We start from the raw sequence: 17,835 nt of genomic DNA, 5'->3' as shown, positions 1-17,835 counted from the left end.
CTACTGTTCCACGCCCTCCCCGGCGCCCACCCCGGCCGTCTCCTCGACGAGCGCGGCGAGCCGGGGCAGCACCTCGTCCCGCCAGCCCGGGCCCATCCGGTCGAACGCGAACCGGCCCTGCCGGTCGTCGAGGTCGAAGCCGGAGTGCTCCAGGACCAGCCGCGTGCCGCGCCCCTCGGGCACCAGCGTCCAGGTCAGGGTCCACGTGCCGTTGAAGGTGTAGACGAACCGCGCGGGCTCGCGGACCTCGAGGACCTCGCAGGCCACGTCCCCCCCAGCCCGGCATCCGCAGGGTGAAGCGGTGCCCGACCTCGGCCGCGACGTCCCCCGGCGCCCACCACCGCGCGAGCAGCCCGGGTTCGGTCAGCGCGCGCCACACCTTCTCCGGCGGGCCGGCGACGAACTGGTCCACGGTCACGGACGCGATCAGCCTGCCGGTCACGGGTCCTCCCTTTCCTCGGTGTCCATCTCGTTCTCGACCAGGTCGGCGAGGTCGCGCAGGCGCCCGCGCCAGTAGCCCTCGAAGGGCGCCAGCCACTCGCCGATCTCGGCCAGCGGCTCGGGCTCGAGGTGGTAGTGCCGCTGCCGCCCCTCGGGCACGTCCCGCACCAGCCCCGCCCGGCGCAGCACCCCCAGGTGCTCGGCGACGGCCGGCCGGCTGAGCGCGAACTGCCCGGCCAGGTCCCCCGCCGTCCGTGGCCCGTCCGCCAGCAGCTCCAGCAGCCGCCGGCGCACCGGGTTGGCCAGTGCGAGGAAGACGTCGTCGGGCACGGCCCCGATGATGCGTCGGAGGCTCCCGACATGTCAACTCTTTCCGACACTTCAGGAGCGCGGGGCGGTGATCATCGGTTGGGGCGGTCACGAGACAACCGGCCACCCGATGATCACCCGTCACGTACGCGGACGGTCGGAAACCGACCCTTCCAGTCCACGATCGGCGATCACGGGCGGGTTCCGCCGCGATCTCCCGCGGCGGAGCACCGCCGAACCCGCGTCCCGCCCGCCCCGACGGCGGCACCCGGAGGAGGGTCGCGCGGGCCCCGACGGTTACATTCGACGCCCGTGAGCACCGAGTTCCGCACCGACCCCGCCTCCGGCACCGGCCTGGCCACCGTCACGGCCGACGGGACCGTCCTCGACGTCTGGTACCCGGCCCCCGCGCTGGGCACGGACGCCCCCGACACCTCGGCCGACCTGGAGCCGCTGGCCGGGGAGGACGCCGACCGCGGGGTCACCCTGAGGGTCGTGCGCACCGAGATCGGCTCGCTCGCCGACAAGCCGGTCGACGCCGCGGACGTCTACCTGCGCCTGCACCTGCTCTCCGGGCGCCACGTGAGGCCGCACGAGGTCAGCCTCGAGGGCCAGTTCGGGCTGCTCGCGAACGTCGTGTGGACCAACTTCGGCGCGTGCGCCGTCCCGGGCTTCGAGCTCGTCCGGGCCAGGCTCCGCGGGCGCGGCCCGGTCACCGTGTACGGCGTCGACAAGTTCCCGCGCATGGTCGACTACGTCCTCCCCTCCGGCGTCCGGATCGCCGACGCCGACCGCGTCCGGCTCGGCGCCCACCTCGCCGAGGGCACCACCGTGATGCACGAGGGCTTCGTCAACTTCAACGCCGGCACGCTGGGCTCGTCGATGATCGAGGGCCGGGTCTCGGCCGGGGTCGTCGTCGGCAACGGCTCGGACGTCGGCGGCGGCGCCTCGATCATGGGCACGCTGTCCGGCGGCGGCACCGAGGTCATCTCGATCGGCGAGCGCTGCCTGCTCGGGGCGAACGCCGGCATCGGCATCTCCCTGGGCGACGACTGCGTGGTCGAGGCCGGTCTCTACGTCACCGCCGGCACGAAGATCGCGTTGCCGGACGGCACCACCGTCCCCGCCCGCGGCCTCTCCGGGCAGAACGGGCTGCTGCTGCGCCGCAACAGCGTCTCCGGAGCGGTGGAGGCCCTCCCGCGGACCGGCCAGGGCATCACGCTCAACGAGGACCTGCACAAGAACTGACGGCCGTCGGGCACCGAGTCGGCGGACGACCCGTTCACCTCCGTCGGCTACGGTGCGCGCTCGTGTCCGCACCCAGCACCTCCCCGCCCACCGCGCTCACCAGCGCCGACCTGCCGGCCCCGCTGCGGGCGGCGCCGTCGGACTCGGCGGCCCACCACGTCCGCGCCGCCCTCGACCTGCGGCTGCGTGCCCTGCTCGCGCACGACCCGGGCACCCGGGCGGGCGACGACATCGAGGACCTGCACCAGATGCGGGTCGCCGTGCGGCGGATGCGGGCGGCGCTGAAGGCGGCCCGCCCGCTGCTCGACCGCACGTGGGCGGACGGGCTGCGGGCGGAGCTGGGCTGGCTCGGCCGGGCCCTCGGGCCCGTCCGGGACCTGGACGTCCTGCTGCTGCGCCTGCGCGGCGAGATCGCGACGCTGCCCGAGCCCGAGCGCGCCGCGGGCGAGCAGCTCGTCGCCGCCCTCGACGCGGAGCGCGAGGTCGCGCGGGCGGCGATGCTGGCCGCGCTGGAGTCGGGCCGGTACCGGGCCCTGCTCGAGCGGCTGGCCGACGCGATCCGGCTGCCGCTGCCGACGCCCTCGGCCACCCGGGCGCAGCCGGAGCTGGTGGACCTGGTGCGCGCGGAGGTGCGGCGGCTGCGTCGGGCCGTGCGCCGCGCCGGCGACGACCCGCCGGACCAGACGCTGCACGACCTGCGGATCCTCGGAAAGCGGGTGCGCTACACCGGCGAACTGGTGGAGCCGATGCTCGGCGCGACGGTGAAGCGGCTGCTCAGGGCGACGGCCGGGCTCCAGGAGGTGCTCGGCGACCACCAGGACGCGTGCGTGGCGGAGGAGCGCATCCGGGACCTGCTCGACGGCCTCGGCGACCGCCCCGACCCGCGGGTCGTGTTCGTGGCGGGCCGGCTCGTCGAGCGGGAGCGGGCCCGGGCGACGGAGAAGCGCGGCGAGTGGTGGGAGGCCTGGGAGCACGTGGCCGCCCGCGCCGCCGAGATCTGACGCGACCGCGGCGGCCGGGACGCGGCGGCCCGGGACCTCAGCCCTCGAGCCGCCGTACCGCCTCGTCGATCCGCTCGTCCGTGGCCGTGAGCGCGATCCGGACGTGGCGGGCGCCCGCGGGCCCGTAGAACTCGCCGGGCGCGACGAGGATCCCGCGCTCGGCCAGCGACCGGACGGTGTCCCGGCAGGGGCGGTCCTCGGTCGTCCACAGGTAGAGCCCGGCCTCGGAGTGGTCGATCCGGTAGCCGGCGCGCTCGAGCGCCGCCCGCAGCCGCGTGCGCCGCTTGTCGTAGACCTTGACCTGCTCGGCGACGTGCACGTCGTCGGCCGCGGCGGCCGCGAGCGCGGCCTGCACCGGGAACGGCACGATCATGCCCGCGTGCTTGCGGATCTCCAGGAGCGCCTTCACCAGGGCCGCGTCGCCCGCGACGAACGCCGCGCGGTACCCCGCCAGGTTCGACGTCTTCGACATCGAGTGCACGGCCAGCAGGCCCTCGTGCCGGCCCGCGCTCACCTCGGGCGAGAGCACCGAGGCGACCGGCGCCCCGAAGGACAGACCCAGGTAGCACTCGTCCGACGCCACGACCGCCCCGACGGCCCGGGAGGCCTCCACGGCGGCGCGGAGGGCGGCCGCGTCGAGCACCCGGCCCGTCGGGTTGGACGGCGAGTTCAGCCAGACCAGCTTCGTGCCGGCGGGCGGGGCCTCGCCGTCGGCCAGCCGGACCACGGAGGCGCCCGCGAGCAGCGCGCCCACCTCGTAGGTCGGGTAGGCCAGCTCGGGCACCGCGACGACGTCGCCGGTGCCGAGGCCGAGCAGCGTCGGCAGCCAGGCGACCAGCTCCTTCGAGCCGATGGTCGGCAGTACCGCCGCCGGGTCCGCGCCCGCGACGCCGAAGCGACGGGTCAGCGACTCGGCGACGGCCGCCCGCAGCGACTCCGGCCCGTAGGTGGTCGGGTAGCCGGGCTCGTCCGCGGCCGGCCCGGTCAGCGCGGCCTTGACGACGGCCGGGACCGGGTCGACCGGGGTGCCGACCGAGAGGTCGACGAGGCCGCCGGGGTGGCCGGCGGCGAGCGCCTTGACCTCGGCGAGGGAGTCCCAGGGAAAGTCGGGGAGCGCGATGCCCCGCCGAGGGTCCGCTCGCTGCCGCTCGCTCACTCGTCGTGCTCGACCGGGGCCATGCTCTTGATGGGCTCCGGGTCGGCCTCGGTCAGGCCGACCTTCGAGGCGCCGCCGGGCGAGCCCAGCTCCTCGAAGAAGTCCGCGTTGGCCTTGGTGTACTGGCTCCACTGGTCCGGGACGTCGTCCTCGTAGTAGATCGCCTCGACCGGGCAGACCGGCTCGCAGGCGCCGCAGTCGACGCACTCGTCGGGGTGGATGTAGAGCATGCGGGCGCCCTCGTAGATGCAGTCCACGGGACATTCCTCGATGCACGCCTTGTCCTTGAGGTCCACACAGGGCTCGGCGATCACGTACGTCACGGAAGGTCCTCCACAAGCGGGGCGCTGTCGGGCGCGGGCATTCTTCGTGGCAGGTTAACCCGCGGGTACCGGTCCACACACGGGAAGGCAAGCCTCACTCGATGGCCCCTGACGACCGCGCCGGGACGACGCCGGACGGCCCGGCCGCCGCGCCGGCCGACGACACGATCCAGGGCAGGATCGACAACGCGCTCGGCCGGCGGGTCGCGCTGCGGCACCGGATCGGCGAGCGGGAGGGCCGCCCGCTCTACACGGACGCCGTCGGCCCGTTGTCCGACGGCGGCGCGGGCACGGTCGTCGTCGACACCCGCACGGGCCCGGTGCGGGTCGACCGCGCGGCCGTCGTCGCGGTGCGGGTGGTGCCGCAGGCGCCGGCCCGTCGCGCCTCGTGGAGCGCGGTGTCCCGGCTGGAGAACCTGTGCGCCGACGCGTGGCCGGCCGTGGTCGAGGAGCCGCTCGGCGGCTGGCGGCTCCGCGCGGCCGGCGGGTTCACGGGCCGGGCGAACTCGGCGCTGGCCGTCGGCGACCCGGGCCTGCCGATCCCCGCGGCGCTCGACCGGGTCCTGCGGTTCGCCGCCGCCCACGGCCTCGTCCCGCGGCTGCAGACGCCGATGGGCTCGCCCTGGTCGGAGGCCGCGCGGCGCGAGGGCTGGGTGCTCGACGGCGGACACCAGGCCGGCCCGGAGGTCGCGGTCCTCGTGGCGGATCTCACGGAGCTGGCCGCGCTGTCGAGCACGCCGATCGAGCTCACGCCCCGTCCGACGGACGACTGGTGGGCCGTCACCGGTGCGCCGGAGAGCGAGGCGGAGCGGCACGTCCTCACCGCGGCGGCGCGGCCGGGCTTCGCCGTGGCCCGGGCCGCGGACGGGACGCCGACCGGGGCGGTCCGGGCCGCCGTCGTCGAGGACCACCTGCACCTGTCCCGGCTCGCCACCCGTCCCGACGTCCGACGGCAGGGGGTCGGCACCGCGCTCACCGCGGCCGCGGCCGCGTGGGGCCGGGAGCAGGGCGCGCGCTGGGCGGTGCTGCAGGTCAACCTGCAGAACCAGGGCGCCCGCGCCTTCTACGCCCGGCTGGGCTGCAGGGAGCACCACCGCTACCACTACCTCGGCCCGGGCGGAGGCGGCGGCTAGGAGGCCTTCGCGAGCCCCCGGCCGGTGAGCCAGCGCTGGGCCTCCCGGGCCGCGCGCTTGAGCCCGGACCACTCGCCGAGGTACTTCCCCACCACGCCGACGACCGGCAGCATGCCGAGCGCCTCGTGGTAGAAGCGGCCGTGGGGGCGCTTGTCCAGCTCGTCCTCGACCGAGTACAGCGCCCGGCCCAGCCGCCACACCGCCGAGCCGATCCGCGCGGCGGTGGGGCGACCCTCCGTGGCCAGGTCACCCTCGATCTCCGCCGCCCGGGCGTCGGCGGCGGCGTCCTCGGCGGCCGTCGGGCCGCCACCCAGGTCGGGCCTGCGCCGGAACAGCACCCAGGCGAGCAGCGACACGAGGTGGTCCTCGTCCGTGACGCCGTGCTCGCCGGCCACCGCGACCAGCAGGATCCCCTGGGCCGCCGCGCCGACGGCCGCGCCCACGGGCAGCGTGCGGGCCAGCGCGCCGCCCAGGCCGGGGATCGCGGCGACGCCGGTGGCGAACCGGCCGACCCGGTAGATCCACCACTTCTGCCGCTCGGCCACGTCCATCCGCGCCCAGGCGGCGGTGCCGGGGACGTGCGCCGAGGCCAGGGCGTCGAGCAGCCTGTCCCGCGCCGACCGGTCCCCCGCGTCGGCGCCGGAATCGGCGGCCGGGGGGCCGCCGCCGCGGCCGCGCAGGCCGAACGGATCCGACTCGCGCAGCGCGGAGAGGATCGGCCGGGTGGCCCGGACGAAGGGCCGCAGGATCCCGACGACCGCGGTGTCGGTGATGGGTCCGTCGCTCACGACCGGATCATCCCGTGCGGGTCGTCACCCCGCTCGGCGGAGCGGGATGCCCGCTGCCGGTCGGCGGCCTCGACGACCCGGCGCAGCGGCACCAGCCCGGACAAGAGGCCCGCGACCAGCAGCAGGAGCGACTGCCAGGTGGTCGGGAGCACGACGTCGCCCCCCGGGCCGGCGAACCCGAGCACGCCGACGACCACGATCCACGCCACCAGCGGGGAGGCGGCGACGGGCGTCGCGGTGGACACGTCCGCGGCGGCGTGGATCAGCCACGGCATGGTCAGCAGCACCAGCACGGTGCCCACCGGGACCGGCACCGGGCCGAGGTACAGGGGCTGGAGCAGCAGCTCGAGCGCGGTGAGCAGCACGGCGGCCACCAGGACCGCCGCGAGGGTCGCCCAGCGCATCAGGCGAGCCCCGCGAAGAGGTCGTCGGCCGGGGCCGGGCCCGCACCCGAGGCGAGCGTGTACTCCTCGACCGCGAGCAGCGGCTGGGCGACGTCGTTGCTCATCGCGAACGCCACCGGCCCGTCGGCGGCCGCCCCGCCCTCCCACACCGCGATCTGCGTGGCGTGCGCGCGCATCGCCGCGACGAGCGCGGCCCGGTGGCCGGACACGTCCAGCCGGGTGGTGACGACGGCGTCGGGCGCACTGGGCAGCTCGTCGGGCTCGGGGAACCGGAACGGCATGCCGGGCAGGTCGGCGATGCCCGCGAGCCCCGCCTCCAGGGCGGAGCGGGACCGCACGGCGTGGAAGACCCGCAGGACGGTGTCCGGCCGGGCCTTCGCCCCCGCCGTGGTGAGGGCGTGGGCGCGGACGTGATCCGGGTGGCCGTAGCCGCCGTCGTCGGCGTAGGAGACGAGGACCTGGGGCCGCAGCTCGTCGACGACGGCGAGCAGCTGCGCGAGCTGCTCGTCGAACGCCTCCGGCGCGGCGAGGGCCCGCGGGTGCAGCACGGCGGGCGCGAGGGCGCGGGTGCCCTCGCCGTGCTCCATGCCGCTGTCCCGCCAGCGCCCGAGCCCGCCCAGGAAGCGGTGCTCCGGCCCGCCGAGGGCGGCGAGCGCCCCGGCCAGCTCGTGCACGCGGTACCCGCCGAGCTGGTCGCCGCGGTCCGGTGCGAGCTCGCGCAGCTCGGGCGGGATGACCTCGCCCTCCTCCCCCAGCGAGCAGGTCAGGACCGCGCAGGCCGTGTCCGGGTCGGCGCTGTACCGGGCGATCGCGCCGCCGGTGGTGAGGGTCTCGTCGTCGGGGTGCGCGTGGACGAACAGGATCCGGCGGGCGGGCAGCACCCCGAGAGCATCGCATTGTGGTTCCCCGACGCGTCCCGGCGGCCCCGCAGCGCGCGTGAGGGATCCCTACCGCGCGCCGGCACCCGCCCGAAGCGCGTCATGGATCCCTCCTGCGCCTCATGAGGCGGTCAGAGCAGCGCCCGGCGTTCGGCGTAGTGACAGGCGACGGGATGTCCCTGGCCGCGCTCGACCAACGCCGGCGGCTGCTCCACGCACGTCGTCCGCTGGGCGTCCGTGAGCTCGTTCGCGAACTTCGGGCAGCGGGTGCGGAACCGGCAGCCGCTCGGCGGGTTCGCCGGGCTCGGCAGGTCGCCGACGACCGTGATCCGCTCCCGGGCCCGCTCCTTGCGCGGGTCCGGCAGCGGGATCGCCGAGATCAGCGCCTGGGTGTACGGGTGCGCCGGCCCCGAGAACAGCTCCTCGGCCGTGCCCGTCTCGACGATCGAGCCCAGGTACATCACCGCGATCCGATCCGCGATGTGCCGCACCACCGACAGGTCGTGGCTGACGAACAGGTACGACAGGCCCAGCTCGGCCTGCAGCTCGTCGAGCAGGTTGAGCACGCCGGCCTGGATGGAGACGTCCAGCGCGGAGACCGGCTCGTCGAGCACCAGCAGCTTCGGCCGCAGGGCGAGTGCTCGGGCGATGCCGATGCGCTGCCGCTGCCCGCCGGAGAACTCGTGCGCGTACCGGTTGCCGTGCTCCGGCTTGAGCCCGACGGTCTGCATCAGCCGCCGGACCTGCTCGCGCCCGTCCTCCCGGTAGAGCCCGTGGATCCGCAGCGGCTCGGCGATGATCTCGTTCACCGGCAGCCGCGGGTCCAGCGAGGCGTACGGGTCCTGGAACACGATCTGCAGCTCGCGGCGCAGCGCGCGCATGTCGCCGCGCCCGATCGTCGTGAGGTCCCGGCCCTTGTAGAGCACCTCGCCGGAGGTCGCGGGCAGCAGGTTGAGCACCACCCGCGCGGTGGTGGACTTGCCGCAGCCGGACTCGCCGACGAGCCCCAGGGTCTCCCCCTCGGCGATGTCGAACGAGACGTCCGAGACGGCCTGCACCGCGCCGATCTGGCGGCGGACCAGGCCCTTCGAACGGATCGGGAAGTGCTTGACGACGTTGCGGACGCTCAGCAGCGTCCGGGTGCCCTGCTCCACGGCGGTCATGCCCGGGCCTCCCCGTCGGGACCGGTCTGCGCGGTCAGCCCCGCGAGCGCCTCGTGGTCGACGACCTGGCTGTCGAACACGTCCGTCGCCTCCTGGCCCTCGAGCGTCTCGGCGTAGTGGCAGGCGGCGAGGTGCCCGGGGCCGGTGGTCGCCCGCAGCTCCGGCTCGCTCTCGTCGCACCGCTCGGTGTGTTTGGGGCAGCGCGGCCCGAACGGGCAGCCGGGCGGCATGTTGACGACCGACGGTGGCGACCCCGGGATCGGCGTGAGCCGCTCGCTGGGCCGGTCGAGCCGAGGCAGGCTGCCGAGCAGGCCGAGCGTGTAGGGCATGCGCGGGGTGTAGAAGACCTCCTCGGCGGTGCCGACCTCGACGGGCTTGCCCGCGTACATGACCATCACCCGGTCGGCCTGGCCGGCGATCACGCCGAGGTCGTGGGTGATGAGCACCATCGCCGCACCCGTCTCCGCCTGCGCCGCGGCGAGCGCCTCGAGGATCTGCGCCTGGACGGTGACGTCGAGCGCGGTGGTCGGCTCGTCGGCGATGATCACGTCCGGGTCGTTGGCCATGGCGATCGCGATGACGACGCGCTGCCGCATGCCGCCCGAGAGCTCGTGCGGGTAGGAGTTCGCCCGGTCCTTCGCGTTGGGGATCCGGACCTTGTCGAGCAGCTCGACGGCCCGGTTCGCGGCCGCCTGCTTCGACACGTCGTGGTGGGCGCGGACGGCCTCGGCGATCTGGGCCCCGACGGTGTAGACGGGGTTCAGCGAGGTCATCGGGTCCTGGAAGATCATCGCGATCCGGGAGCCGCGGATCCGCGTCATCTCCGCCTCGGACAGCGTGAGCAGGTCCCGGCCGTCGAACCGCACCGAGCCGGTGACCTGCGCGGTGGCCGGCAGCAGCCGCATCACCGCCATCGAGGTCACGGACTTGCCGGAGCCGGACTCGCCGACGATGCCGAGCACCTCGCCGCGGTGCAGCACGTAGTCCACGCCGCGGACGGCCCGGACCGGCCCGTCGGCGCTGGGGAAGGTCACGTCGAGGCCGGAGACCTCNCGTCGCCGGCGCGGCCGCGCCGGCGGCTCCCGTTCGGGGAGAGATCGATGTCCTCGGCCACTACTGGCGCACCTTCGTCTGCTGCGGGTCGAACGCGTCACGCAGGCCGTCGCCGATGAAGTTGATCGTGAGCGCGATGAGGATGATGAACAGGCCGGGGAAGTAGAACAGCCACGGCCGGGTGGTGAGCGCCGTCTGCGCCTCGCTGACCAGCAGGCCGAGCGAGGTGTCCGGCGGCGTCACGCCGAAGCCCAGATAGGACAGCGAGGTCTCGAGCAGGATCGCCAGCGCCACCAGGATGGTGAGGTTCACCAGGATCGAGCCCAGGGCGTTGGGCACGAGGTGGCGCAGGATGATCCGCGTGTCGCTCGCGCCGAGCGCCTTCGCGGCCTCCACGAACTCCTTCTCCCGCAACGACAGGACGACCCCGCGCGAGACCCGGGAGACGTAGGCCCAGTACAGCGCCGCGATGACCAGCGCGATCAGGTACCAGGTGCCGCCGAAGTTGTGCGAGAGCATCGCGGCCACGGCGATCAGCGGCAGCGTGAGCACCAGGTCGGAGATGCGCATCATGATCGTGTCGACCTTGCCGCCGAAGTACCCGGCGACCGAGCCCCACAGCGTGCCGACCAGCGTGGCCAGGATGGCGACGGACACCGAGACCTGCAGCGAGATCCGGGTGCCCCGCAGCACCTGCGCGAACTGGTCGCGGCCTGCGGAGTCGGTGCCGAAGGGATGGTCCCAGGAGGGCGGGACGGAGTTGTCCGGCGTGTACTGCCCCGGGTCGTACTTCCAGAGCACGCCGCCGACGTAGGCCAGCAGGATCAGCGCGACCAGCACTCCGAGGCTGACGACGGCCGCGCGGTGCTGCAGGAACCGCCGGAGGACCAGCTGCCCCTGGCTGCGCTCGGCGACCGTGAACTCGCGGTCCGGGGCGGCGGGCGCCGGCCGGGTCCCCGGGGTCTCGGTCCGGGTGTCAGGCATAGCGGATCCTCGGGTCCAGGACGCCGTAGAGCAGGTCGGCGATCAGGTTGAAGGCGATCACCACGGTCGCCGCGAGCAGCAGCCAGGAGGCCGTCGCGTAGACGTCGTTGGTCCGGATGGCGGTGAGCAGGTAGTCGCCCATGCCCTTCCACTGGAAGACGGTCTCGGTCACGACGGCGCCGCCGATGATCGACGCGATGTCCAGCGCCGTCACGGTGGTCAGCGGGATGAGGGCGGTGCGCAGCGCGTGCTTGACCATCACGGTCCGCCGGGACAGCCCCTTGGCCCGGGCCAGTCGGACGTAGTCCGAGTTCATCACCTCGAGCATCGAGGCCCGGGTGAACCGGCTCCAGGCGGCGTAGGAGATCAACGCCAGCGAGATCGTCGGCAGGATCATGTGCCCGATGACGTCCACGACGTAGGCCCCGGTGCCCCGCGGCGGGGGCACGGACGCCTGGCCGATCGTGTAGATCGCCTGGGTGCCCACGGCGCCGTTGAACGAGATGCCTGCCTGCTTGAGCAGGATCGCGAACCAGAACGCCGGCATGGCGAGGAACAGGAAGCCGACGAACGTCGCGGCGTAGTCGAACTTCGAGTACTGCTTGACCGCCGTCAGGACGCCGATCACCACCGCCAGGAGCAGCGCGAGCACCATCGCCAGCGCGATCAGCCGGATGGTGACCAGGAAGCGGTCCCCCAGGTCGTGGCCGATGTTCGCCGTGGACACGACCGACGGGCCGAAGTTCCCGGTGAAGATGCCGCCGAGCCACGAGAAGTACCGCTGGAGCAGCGGCTGGTCGAGGTGCAGGCGGACGTACTCCGCGTCGATCACGTTCTGCGGAGCGGGCGGGTTCTTCTCCCGCAGCGGCGCGAGGGGGTCGGCCGACGCGGAGCCCAGCGCGAAGATGACGAACGACGAGACGATCAGGACCGGTATCGAGTACAGGATCCTGCGCACGGCGAAGGCGAGCATGCGGATGTGCTTCTTCCGACTCGTGGTGGGAGCACGGTCCGCTCCGAGCGTGGCCGGGCGGGCCGCCGTCTGAGCAGGGTAACCCCGGGGCCGGGCCCGGGCCGCGCGGCCGACTCGTGGTCGGCCGGCTCCCCGGGCCCGCTCCCGGTTCTCACGTCACGAGCCGGAGCGGATGCCCCACTCCGCGGTGTTGTAGGTGATCCCGTCGAGCGACGCGTTGTTGCGCACGTTGCCCAGCGTGTTCTGCACCGCGGCCAGGGTCGGCTTCTGGTACAGCGGCAGGACGTAGGCGTCCTCGGCCATGATCTTGTCGGCCTGGTTCAGCTTGGCCCGGGCGTCGTTGATGTCGGTCGACGCCGCGGCCTCGTTGATCAGCTGGTCCGTGGTCGGGTTGACGTACTTGCCGTAGTTCGACCCGGAGTTCGACAGCCACAGCTGCTGCGCGCCGCCGAACGGCGCCGGCGACATGATCCAGCCGAACACGATGACGTCGTAGTCACCCGTGCTGGTGGTCGTGCCCAGGCTGTCCGTCGTCGAGATCTCGACGTTCACACCGAGCTGCTTCGCGTACTGCTGGAACAGCTCGCACTCGGTCTGCCGGACCGCGTTGCCGACCGTGTAGCGCATCCGCAGGGGCGGAACGGCCTGGCCGTTGGGCGCGACGAGCGCGGTGCCCACGCCGGTGTAGCCGGCGTCGGTGAGGACCTTCTTGGCCCGCTCGACGTCACCCGAGCCCTGCCCGGTGGCGGTGAGGTTGTCCTGGTAGCCCTCCTGCTGCGGCACGAACATCTTGTTCTGCAGCGGCTTGATGTCCGGGTTGAACTGCCCGACCGTCTTCGCGATGACGTCCTGCGTGTTCACGGCGATGTAGAGCGCCTGGCGCAGCGCCTTGTCGGCCAGGAACGGGTTCTGCAGGTTGAAGTCGAAGTGCTCCCACGACAGCCCCGCCGCCTGCGCGTTCGAGACGTTCGGGATGTTGTTGAGCTGGTTGACGATGTCGACCTGCGGCTGCGGGAACAGCGCCTGGACCTCGTTGTTCTGCAGGGCCAGCGGCTCCTGCGTGGCGTCGGTGATCACGCGGATCACCAGCCGCTCGAGCTTCGGCTTGGTGGCGCCGTACCACTGCGCGTTCGGGACCAGCGTCAGCGCGACGTTGTCCTGCCAGTTCTCGACCTGGAACGGGCCGGCCGAGTAGTTCGGCACCGTCTTGCCGAACCAGTCGAAGGCCGCGGCGAGGCCGTCGGGGGTGTTCAGGTCACCCTGCTGCGCGCCGAGGTGGGCCGGGTACAGGGGAGCGGCCGAGTTGAAGAGGCTCTGCCAGTCCGTGTACGGCTTCGACAGCGTGACCGTGACGGTCTTCCCGTCGTCCGAGCCGGTGACGGCGGTGACCTGGTCGTAGCCGCCGTTGCCGGCGGTCTCGCACGCCGGGCAGTCCCGGGTGTTCTGCCACTTCCAGCTCATGACGAAGTCGTCGGCGGTGACGGGCGTGCCGTCGTTCCAGACCGCGGACGGCTTGATCTTGTAGACGATGGTCGTCGGGTTCGTGAGGTCGGCCGAGTCCAGCAGGTCCGTGTTCAGGGTCGGCTTGAGGTCGGGCGACGTGTAGAAGGCGTACGTGACCATCGGCTTGATCGCCATGCCGGTCCAGTCGACGTTGCCCTCGGACGAGATGACGTTCCAGTTGTCGATGTTCTTCTCGGAGGCCAGGGTCACCGTCCCGCCCTGCTGCAGCTGGTCCGCGGGGACGCTGTTGCAGGTGTTCGGGTTGGTGCTGCAGTCGCCGTAGACCCCGCCCGAGCTGCCGCCGGCGCCACCACCGCCGCCGCAGGCCGCCAGCACAAGGGTCGCCGCCGTGGCGACCGCTGCGGCCGCGGCCGCCCTCGTTCTTCTCATGGACTTCCTCGATCTCTCGCCTGTCCCGGCCCGGTCGGGCCACCGGATCGGAGCACCTCGTCCCTGCCGCGTGGCCGTCCATGTGCCGGGCGGCCGCCCGATCCCTGCGCAACTTAGGAACCTCACAGCACACCCCGCCAACGATGTCGCCGATCGTGACCAAAGGGTGACGTGAAGTGGACAGCGCGACACATCGTGATTACTCTGGAGTAACTTGCGCCCGGACGAGGGAGGCTCAGCTGACCGGGGCGCTCCATCGTTGCGCTCCGGTGAGCGGTCCCGTCTCCAGCGGGCCGGGGCCGAACCCGGTCGCGGCAGCGCCGGGCACGGTGCTCACGAGGAGCGACACCTGCTGGAAGAGCGGCAGCACCGGCAGCTGCGCCCAGAGCACCCGCTCGGCCGTGGCGAGCTGCTCCGGATCGGGCACCGCGGCGGTCGCCAGCGACTCGAGCACGGGCTGCAGCGCGGTCGAGCAGAAGCCGTTGGGCAGGGCGGGCGGTGCGGGCAGCGACGGCGTCGGGTCCGGGCAGCCGTGGTCCGAGGCCAGCTGCGGCCCGAGCGGTCCGCCCACGGCCCGGGGCTGCACCAGGATGTCGGCCCGCACGGTCGCGTTCGGTGCGGCGGTACCACTCGGGGGCACCGAGGTGGTGGTGGGGGCACCGGACGCGGTCGACGGACCGGTCACGGGCGCGGGCGAGGGCCCGGTCGTCGGGACGGTCACCGGCGCCGGGGTCGCCGAGTCCGACACCGAGCTCGGCGGGGCGCTCGTGCTGGGCGGCGTCGCCACCACCGCACGCTGGGTGAAGAGGTCCGCCGCGGGCGGCGCGACCACCTGCACCCCGATGCCCGCCGCCCGGAGCTGCTCCGCGACCGCCTCGGCCACGTCGACGTCCGTGACCCGCTCGGCGCCGGCCGCGATCACCAGGTTCAGCGGGGTGTTCCCGAGGGTCCAGGCGCCGTCCGCACCCCGGGAGTAGCCGGCCTCGGTGAGCAGCCGCTCGGCGGCGGCCGGGTCGGGGCGGGCCGGGGCGCCCGGCGGCGCGGTCGGGGCGTAGCCGGGCTGGGAGGGGGCGAGGCCGAACGCGTCGGCCGGCAGCGCGGCCGGGGCCACCTCGGCGCGGATCCGCTCGCGGTCCAGCAGGGCCCCGACGGCCTGGCGCACCCGGACGTCGGACAGGGGGCCGTAGTCCGAGCGCAGGGCGAGGTCGGTGACGGTCGCGCGCGGCGCGGGCACGGTCGTGACCCCCCCGCCGAGCGGGGCCAGGGCCTCGGTGACCTCCGGCCCCGAGGTCGGCATCGCGACGTCGACGTCGCCGACCCGCAGGCCCTCGGCGAGGGTCTGCGGGCCGAGCCGGCGGAGCACGATCTGGTCGAGCGTGGCCGGGGTGGCCCAGTACAGGTCGTTGCGGACGAGGGTGACCTCGCCCCGGGCGCGGTCGACGGCGGCCACGCGGAAGGGCCCGCCCGAGGCGGGCAGGCCACCCTGCAGCGCGCCGGTCCAGGAGCCGGGCGCGTCCTTGAGGATCTGCGCGGGCAGCAGGCCGGAGAAGAGGTGCTGCCACTGCGGGTAGGGCTCGTCGAACACCACGTCGACCGCCTTGCCGCCGGCCCGCGACCGCACGTCCGTGACGTGCCGGTACCCCTCGGCGTCGATCGTGCCGGGCTGGGTGCGCATCTGCTGCCACAGGTAGACGAAGTCCTCGGCGGCGATGGGCGAGTTCGACGACCACGAGGCCTGCACGTTGAGCTCGTAGCTCACCGTGAACGGGCTCGTCGAGACGACCTCGGCGCTGGTGGCGACCGTGCGGTCGAGCTGCAGGTCGCCCCGGGCGTCGGGCCGGAACACCGACGGCAGCACCAGCGTGGCCAGCGCCTGCGTGACCGGCGAGCGGTCCGCGAGGAGGTGCGGGTTGAAGCCCGCGCCGAGGTCGTCCACCCCGACGACGACCTCGGTGGCCCGGACCGCCGTCGGCGGGGGTGCCGGCTGCGGCGGCGCGGGCTGCGCCACCGGCGCGTCCGTGCACGCCGCCAGCAGGGTCAGCAGGCAGGCGCCGACCACGAGCAGCGTGCTGCGCGCCCAGCCGGTCACGTGCCCTCCCCCCGCCCGGGGGCCGGGCGGCCCGCCGGACCGCCATCGTCGCACCGGCGGTGTGGCGGAGCCGTGTGGGGCCCGGCCCGCGGAGCCCGCGACTAGCGGGAGACGCCAGCCGCCGCGGCCTTGGCCCGGGCGCGCTGCCGGCCGCGCAGGTGCGAGTCCAGCTCGACCTTGCGGATCCGGACGTTCTCGGGCGTGACCTCGACGCACTCGTCGTTGGCGCAGAACTCCAGGCTCTGCTCCAGCGACAGGATCGTCGGCGGGGTGAGCTTGACCAGCTCGTCGCCCGTCGACTTGCGCATGTTCGTCAGCTTCTTCTCCCGCACGATGTTGACCTCGAGGTCCTCGTTGCGGGTGTACTCGCCGATGACCATGCCCTCGTAGACCTGGGTGCCCGGACCCACGAACAGCACGCCGCGGTCGGAGAGCGCGTCCACGGCGTAGCCGGTGACGGCGCCCGCGCGGTCCGCGATCAGGGAGCCGCGCAGCCGGCTGGAGATCTCGCCGACCCAGGGGCCGTAGCCGTCGAAGACGTGGCTGGCGATGCCCGCGCCGCGGGTGATCGTGAGGAACTCGGTGCGGAAGCCGATCAGGCCGCGCGACGGGACCCGGAAGTCCAGCCGGACCCGGCTCTCGCCGTGCACCATCTGGCTCATCTCGCCCTTGCGGGCGGCGAGCAGCTGGGTGACGGCGCCGAGCGAGTCGGCGGGCACGTCGATCGACAGCTGCTCGAACGGCTCGTGCAGCGTGCCGTCGATCATCTTCGTGACGACCTCGGGCTTGCCGACGGTGAGCTCGAAGCCCTCGCGGCGCATGGTCTCCACCAGGATCGCCAGGGCGAGCTCGCCGCGGCCCTGGACCTCCCAGGTGTCGGGGCGCTCGGTGGGCAGCACGCGCAGGGACACGTTGCCGACCAGCTCGGCGTCGAGGCGGCCCTTGACCTGGCGGGCGGTGAGCTTCTGGCCGGGCTTCGGGTCGCGCCCGACCAGCGGCGAGGTGTTGATGCCGATCGTCATCGAGATCGCCGGCTCGTCGACGTGGATGCGCTCGAGCGGGACCGGGTTCTCCGGGTCCGCGAGCGTGTCGCCGATCATCACGTCCGCGATGCCGGCGACGGCCACGATGTCGCCCGCGACGGCCTCCTCGGCCGGCACGCGCTGCAGTCCCTCGGTGCGCAGCAGCTCGGTGATCTTGACGCGGGTGACCGTGCCGTCCTCCTTGCACCAGCCGATCTGCTGGCCGCGGCGGATCACGCCCGCGCGGACCCGGCAGAGCGCGATGCGGCCGAGGAAGGAGGTGGCGTCGAGGTTCGTGACGTGCGCCTGCAGCGGGGCGTCCGGATCGTCGGTCGGCGCCGGGACGGTGTCGAAGAGGACGTCGAAGAGCGGCTGGAGGTCCTCGGAGTCCGGCAGCGCGCCGTCGGCGGGCCGGTTGCGCGAGGCGCGGCCGGCGCGGCCGGAGGCGTAGACGACCGGGAGGTCGAGCAGGCGGGCGGTGGCGTCCTCGTCGAGGTCCAGCTCGTCCGCGAGCTCGAGCAGCAGCTCGAGCGACTCGTCGACGACCTCCTCGATGCGGGCGTCCACACGGTCGGTCTTGTTGACCACCAGCATCACGGGCAGGCCCGCGGCGAGGGTCTTGCGCAGCACGAAACGGGTCTGCGGGAGCGGGCCCTCGGACGCGTCGACCAGCAGGACCACGCCGTCGACCATCGACAGGCCGCGCTCGACCTCGCCGCCGAAGTCCGCGTGGCCCGGGGTGTCGATCACGTTGATCGTGACGCCCTGCCAGGTCACGGTGGTGTTCTTCGCGAGAATGGTGATGCCCTTCTCGCGCTCGAGGTCGCCGGAGTCCATCACGCGGTCGACGGGCTCGGCCCGCTCGCCGAAGGCGCCCGAGGCGCGCAGCATCGCGTCGACGAGGGTGGTCTTCCCGTGGTCGACGTGCGCGACGATCGCCACGTTGCGCAGTTCGCGCGTACCGTCCGGCAGGCCGC

At 73.9% G+C, this 17,835-nt stretch carries 16 protein-coding genes and 1 pseudogene; 3 read left to right on the top strand and 14 right to left on the bottom strand.

Annotated elements, in window-relative coordinates; all coding sequences use genetic code 11:
* Positions 1 to 379, bottom strand: a pseudogene (locus tag ACFQH9_RS12490) (SRPBCC family protein).
* A gap of 59 nt (positions 380 to 438) precedes the next feature.
* Entirely contained in the window at positions 439 to 771 is a 333-nt protein-coding gene (locus ACFQH9_RS12485) for an ArsR/SmtB family transcription factor (protein WP_379566174.1), read from the bottom strand.
* Between the two features lie 291 nt (positions 772 to 1,062).
* Here ACFQH9_RS12485 and dapD point away from each other — a divergent pair, with 291 nt between their 5' ends.
* Positions 1,063 to 1,998: a 2,3,4,5-tetrahydropyridine-2,6-dicarboxylate N-succinyltransferase gene (gene dapD / locus ACFQH9_RS12480; protein ID WP_379566173.1), complete on the top strand. Its 936-nt coding sequence runs from the start codon at positions 1,063 to 1,065 to the stop codon at positions 1,996 to 1,998.
* Between the two features lie 62 nt (positions 1,999 to 2,060).
* Positions 2,061 to 2,999, top strand: coding sequence for a CHAD domain-containing protein (locus ACFQH9_RS12475; protein ID WP_379566171.1), 939 nt, complete (start codon positions 2,061 to 2,063; stop codon positions 2,997 to 2,999).
* A gap of 37 nt (positions 3,000 to 3,036) precedes the next feature.
* Here ACFQH9_RS12475 and dapC read toward each other — a convergent pair whose 3' ends face one another.
* Both dapC and fdxA read right to left on the bottom strand, forming a co-directional pair.
* Positions 3,037 to 4,155, bottom strand: a complete 1,119-nt coding sequence (gene dapC, locus ACFQH9_RS12470) for a succinyldiaminopimelate transaminase (RefSeq protein ID WP_379566170.1) — start codon at positions 4,153 to 4,155, stop codon at positions 3,037 to 3,039.
* Positions 4,152 to 4,478: a ferredoxin gene (gene fdxA / locus ACFQH9_RS12465; RefSeq protein WP_379566169.1), complete on the bottom strand. Its 327-nt coding sequence runs from the start codon at positions 4,476 to 4,478 to the stop codon at positions 4,152 to 4,154. The genes dapC and fdxA overlap by 4 nt, the downstream gene beginning before the upstream one ends.
* A gap of 101 nt (positions 4,479 to 4,579) precedes the next feature.
* On the opposite strand from fdxA, the gene ACFQH9_RS12460 reads away from it, so the two are divergent.
* Positions 4,580 to 5,611: a GNAT family N-acetyltransferase gene (locus ACFQH9_RS12460; protein WP_379566168.1), complete on the top strand. Its 1,032-nt coding sequence runs from the start codon at positions 4,580 to 4,582 to the stop codon at positions 5,609 to 5,611.
* On the opposite strand, the gene ACFQH9_RS12455 is transcribed toward ACFQH9_RS12460, so the two are convergent.
* The 10 genes from ACFQH9_RS12455 to typA all read right to left on the bottom strand — a co-directional run bounded on the left by ACFQH9_RS12455 (position 5,608) and on the right by typA (position 17,830).
* A complete protein-coding gene (locus ACFQH9_RS12455) occupies positions 5,608 to 6,399 on the bottom strand; it encodes a hypothetical protein (protein WP_379566167.1) in 792 nt (263 codons plus the stop codon). The two genes, ACFQH9_RS12460 and ACFQH9_RS12455, sit on opposite strands and share 4 nt — an antisense overlap.
* Positions 6,396 to 6,803 carry a hypothetical protein gene (locus ACFQH9_RS12450; RefSeq protein WP_379566166.1) on the bottom strand — a complete coding sequence of 136 codons (408 nt, stop codon included), beginning with the start codon at positions 6,801 to 6,803 and terminating at the stop codon, positions 6,396 to 6,398. The genes ACFQH9_RS12455 and ACFQH9_RS12450 overlap by 4 nt, the downstream gene beginning before the upstream one ends.
* Entirely contained in the window at positions 6,803 to 7,684 is an 882-nt protein-coding gene (mshB, locus tag ACFQH9_RS12445; RefSeq protein ID WP_379566165.1) for an N-acetyl-1-D-myo-inositol-2-amino-2-deoxy-alpha-D-glucopyranoside deacetylase, read from the bottom strand. The genes ACFQH9_RS12450 and mshB overlap by 1 nt, the downstream gene beginning before the upstream one ends.
* 128 nt (positions 7,685 to 7,812) lie before the next feature.
* The gene (locus ACFQH9_RS12440) at positions 7,813 to 8,844 is read right to left on the bottom strand and encodes an ABC transporter ATP-binding protein (RefSeq protein ID WP_379566164.1); all 1,032 of its coding nucleotides are present in this window, start codon (positions 8,842 to 8,844) and stop codon (positions 7,813 to 7,815) included.
* Positions 8,841 to 9,878: an ABC transporter ATP-binding protein gene (locus tag ACFQH9_RS12435; protein WP_379566163.1), complete on the bottom strand. Its 1,038-nt coding sequence runs from the start codon at positions 9,876 to 9,878 to the stop codon at positions 8,841 to 8,843. Before ACFQH9_RS12435 ends, ACFQH9_RS12440 begins: the two co-directional genes overlap by 4 nt.
* Before the next feature lie 79 nt (positions 9,879 to 9,957).
* On the bottom strand, positions 9,958 to 10,881 hold the full coding sequence (locus tag ACFQH9_RS12430; RefSeq protein WP_379566162.1) for an ABC transporter permease: 924 nt from the start codon (positions 10,879 to 10,881) through the stop codon (positions 9,958 to 9,960).
* Positions 10,874 to 11,854, bottom strand: a complete 981-nt coding sequence (locus tag ACFQH9_RS12425; protein WP_379566161.1) for an ABC transporter permease — start codon at positions 11,852 to 11,854, stop codon at positions 10,874 to 10,876. Before ACFQH9_RS12425 ends, ACFQH9_RS12430 begins: the two co-directional genes overlap by 8 nt.
* A gap of 156 nt (positions 11,855 to 12,010) precedes the next feature.
* Positions 12,011 to 13,747 (bottom strand): ABC transporter family substrate-binding protein, encoded by a 1,737-nt coding sequence (locus ACFQH9_RS12420; protein WP_379566160.1) that lies wholly within the window; start codon positions 13,745 to 13,747, stop codon positions 12,011 to 12,013.
* A gap of 235 nt (positions 13,748 to 13,982) precedes the next feature.
* On the bottom strand, positions 13,983 to 15,836 hold the full coding sequence (locus ACFQH9_RS12415) for an ABC transporter family substrate-binding protein (RefSeq protein WP_379566158.1): 1,854 nt from the start codon (positions 15,834 to 15,836) through the stop codon (positions 13,983 to 13,985).
* Between the two features lie 101 nt (positions 15,837 to 15,937).
* The gene (gene typA / locus ACFQH9_RS12410) at positions 15,938 to 17,830 is read right to left on the bottom strand and encodes a translational GTPase TypA (RefSeq protein ID WP_379566189.1); all 1,893 of its coding nucleotides are present in this window, start codon (positions 17,828 to 17,830) and stop codon (positions 15,938 to 15,940) included.
* Positions 17,831 to 17,835 lie beyond the last annotated feature (5 nt).

This window comes from Pseudonocardia lutea, assembly GCF_042658055.1.
GTDB lineage: Bacteria > Actinomycetota > Actinomycetes > Mycobacteriales > Pseudonocardiaceae > Pseudonocardia > Pseudonocardia lutea.
Note: the sequence above shows the minus strand (reverse complement) of the source record. Positions and strands in the feature narration are given on the sequence as shown.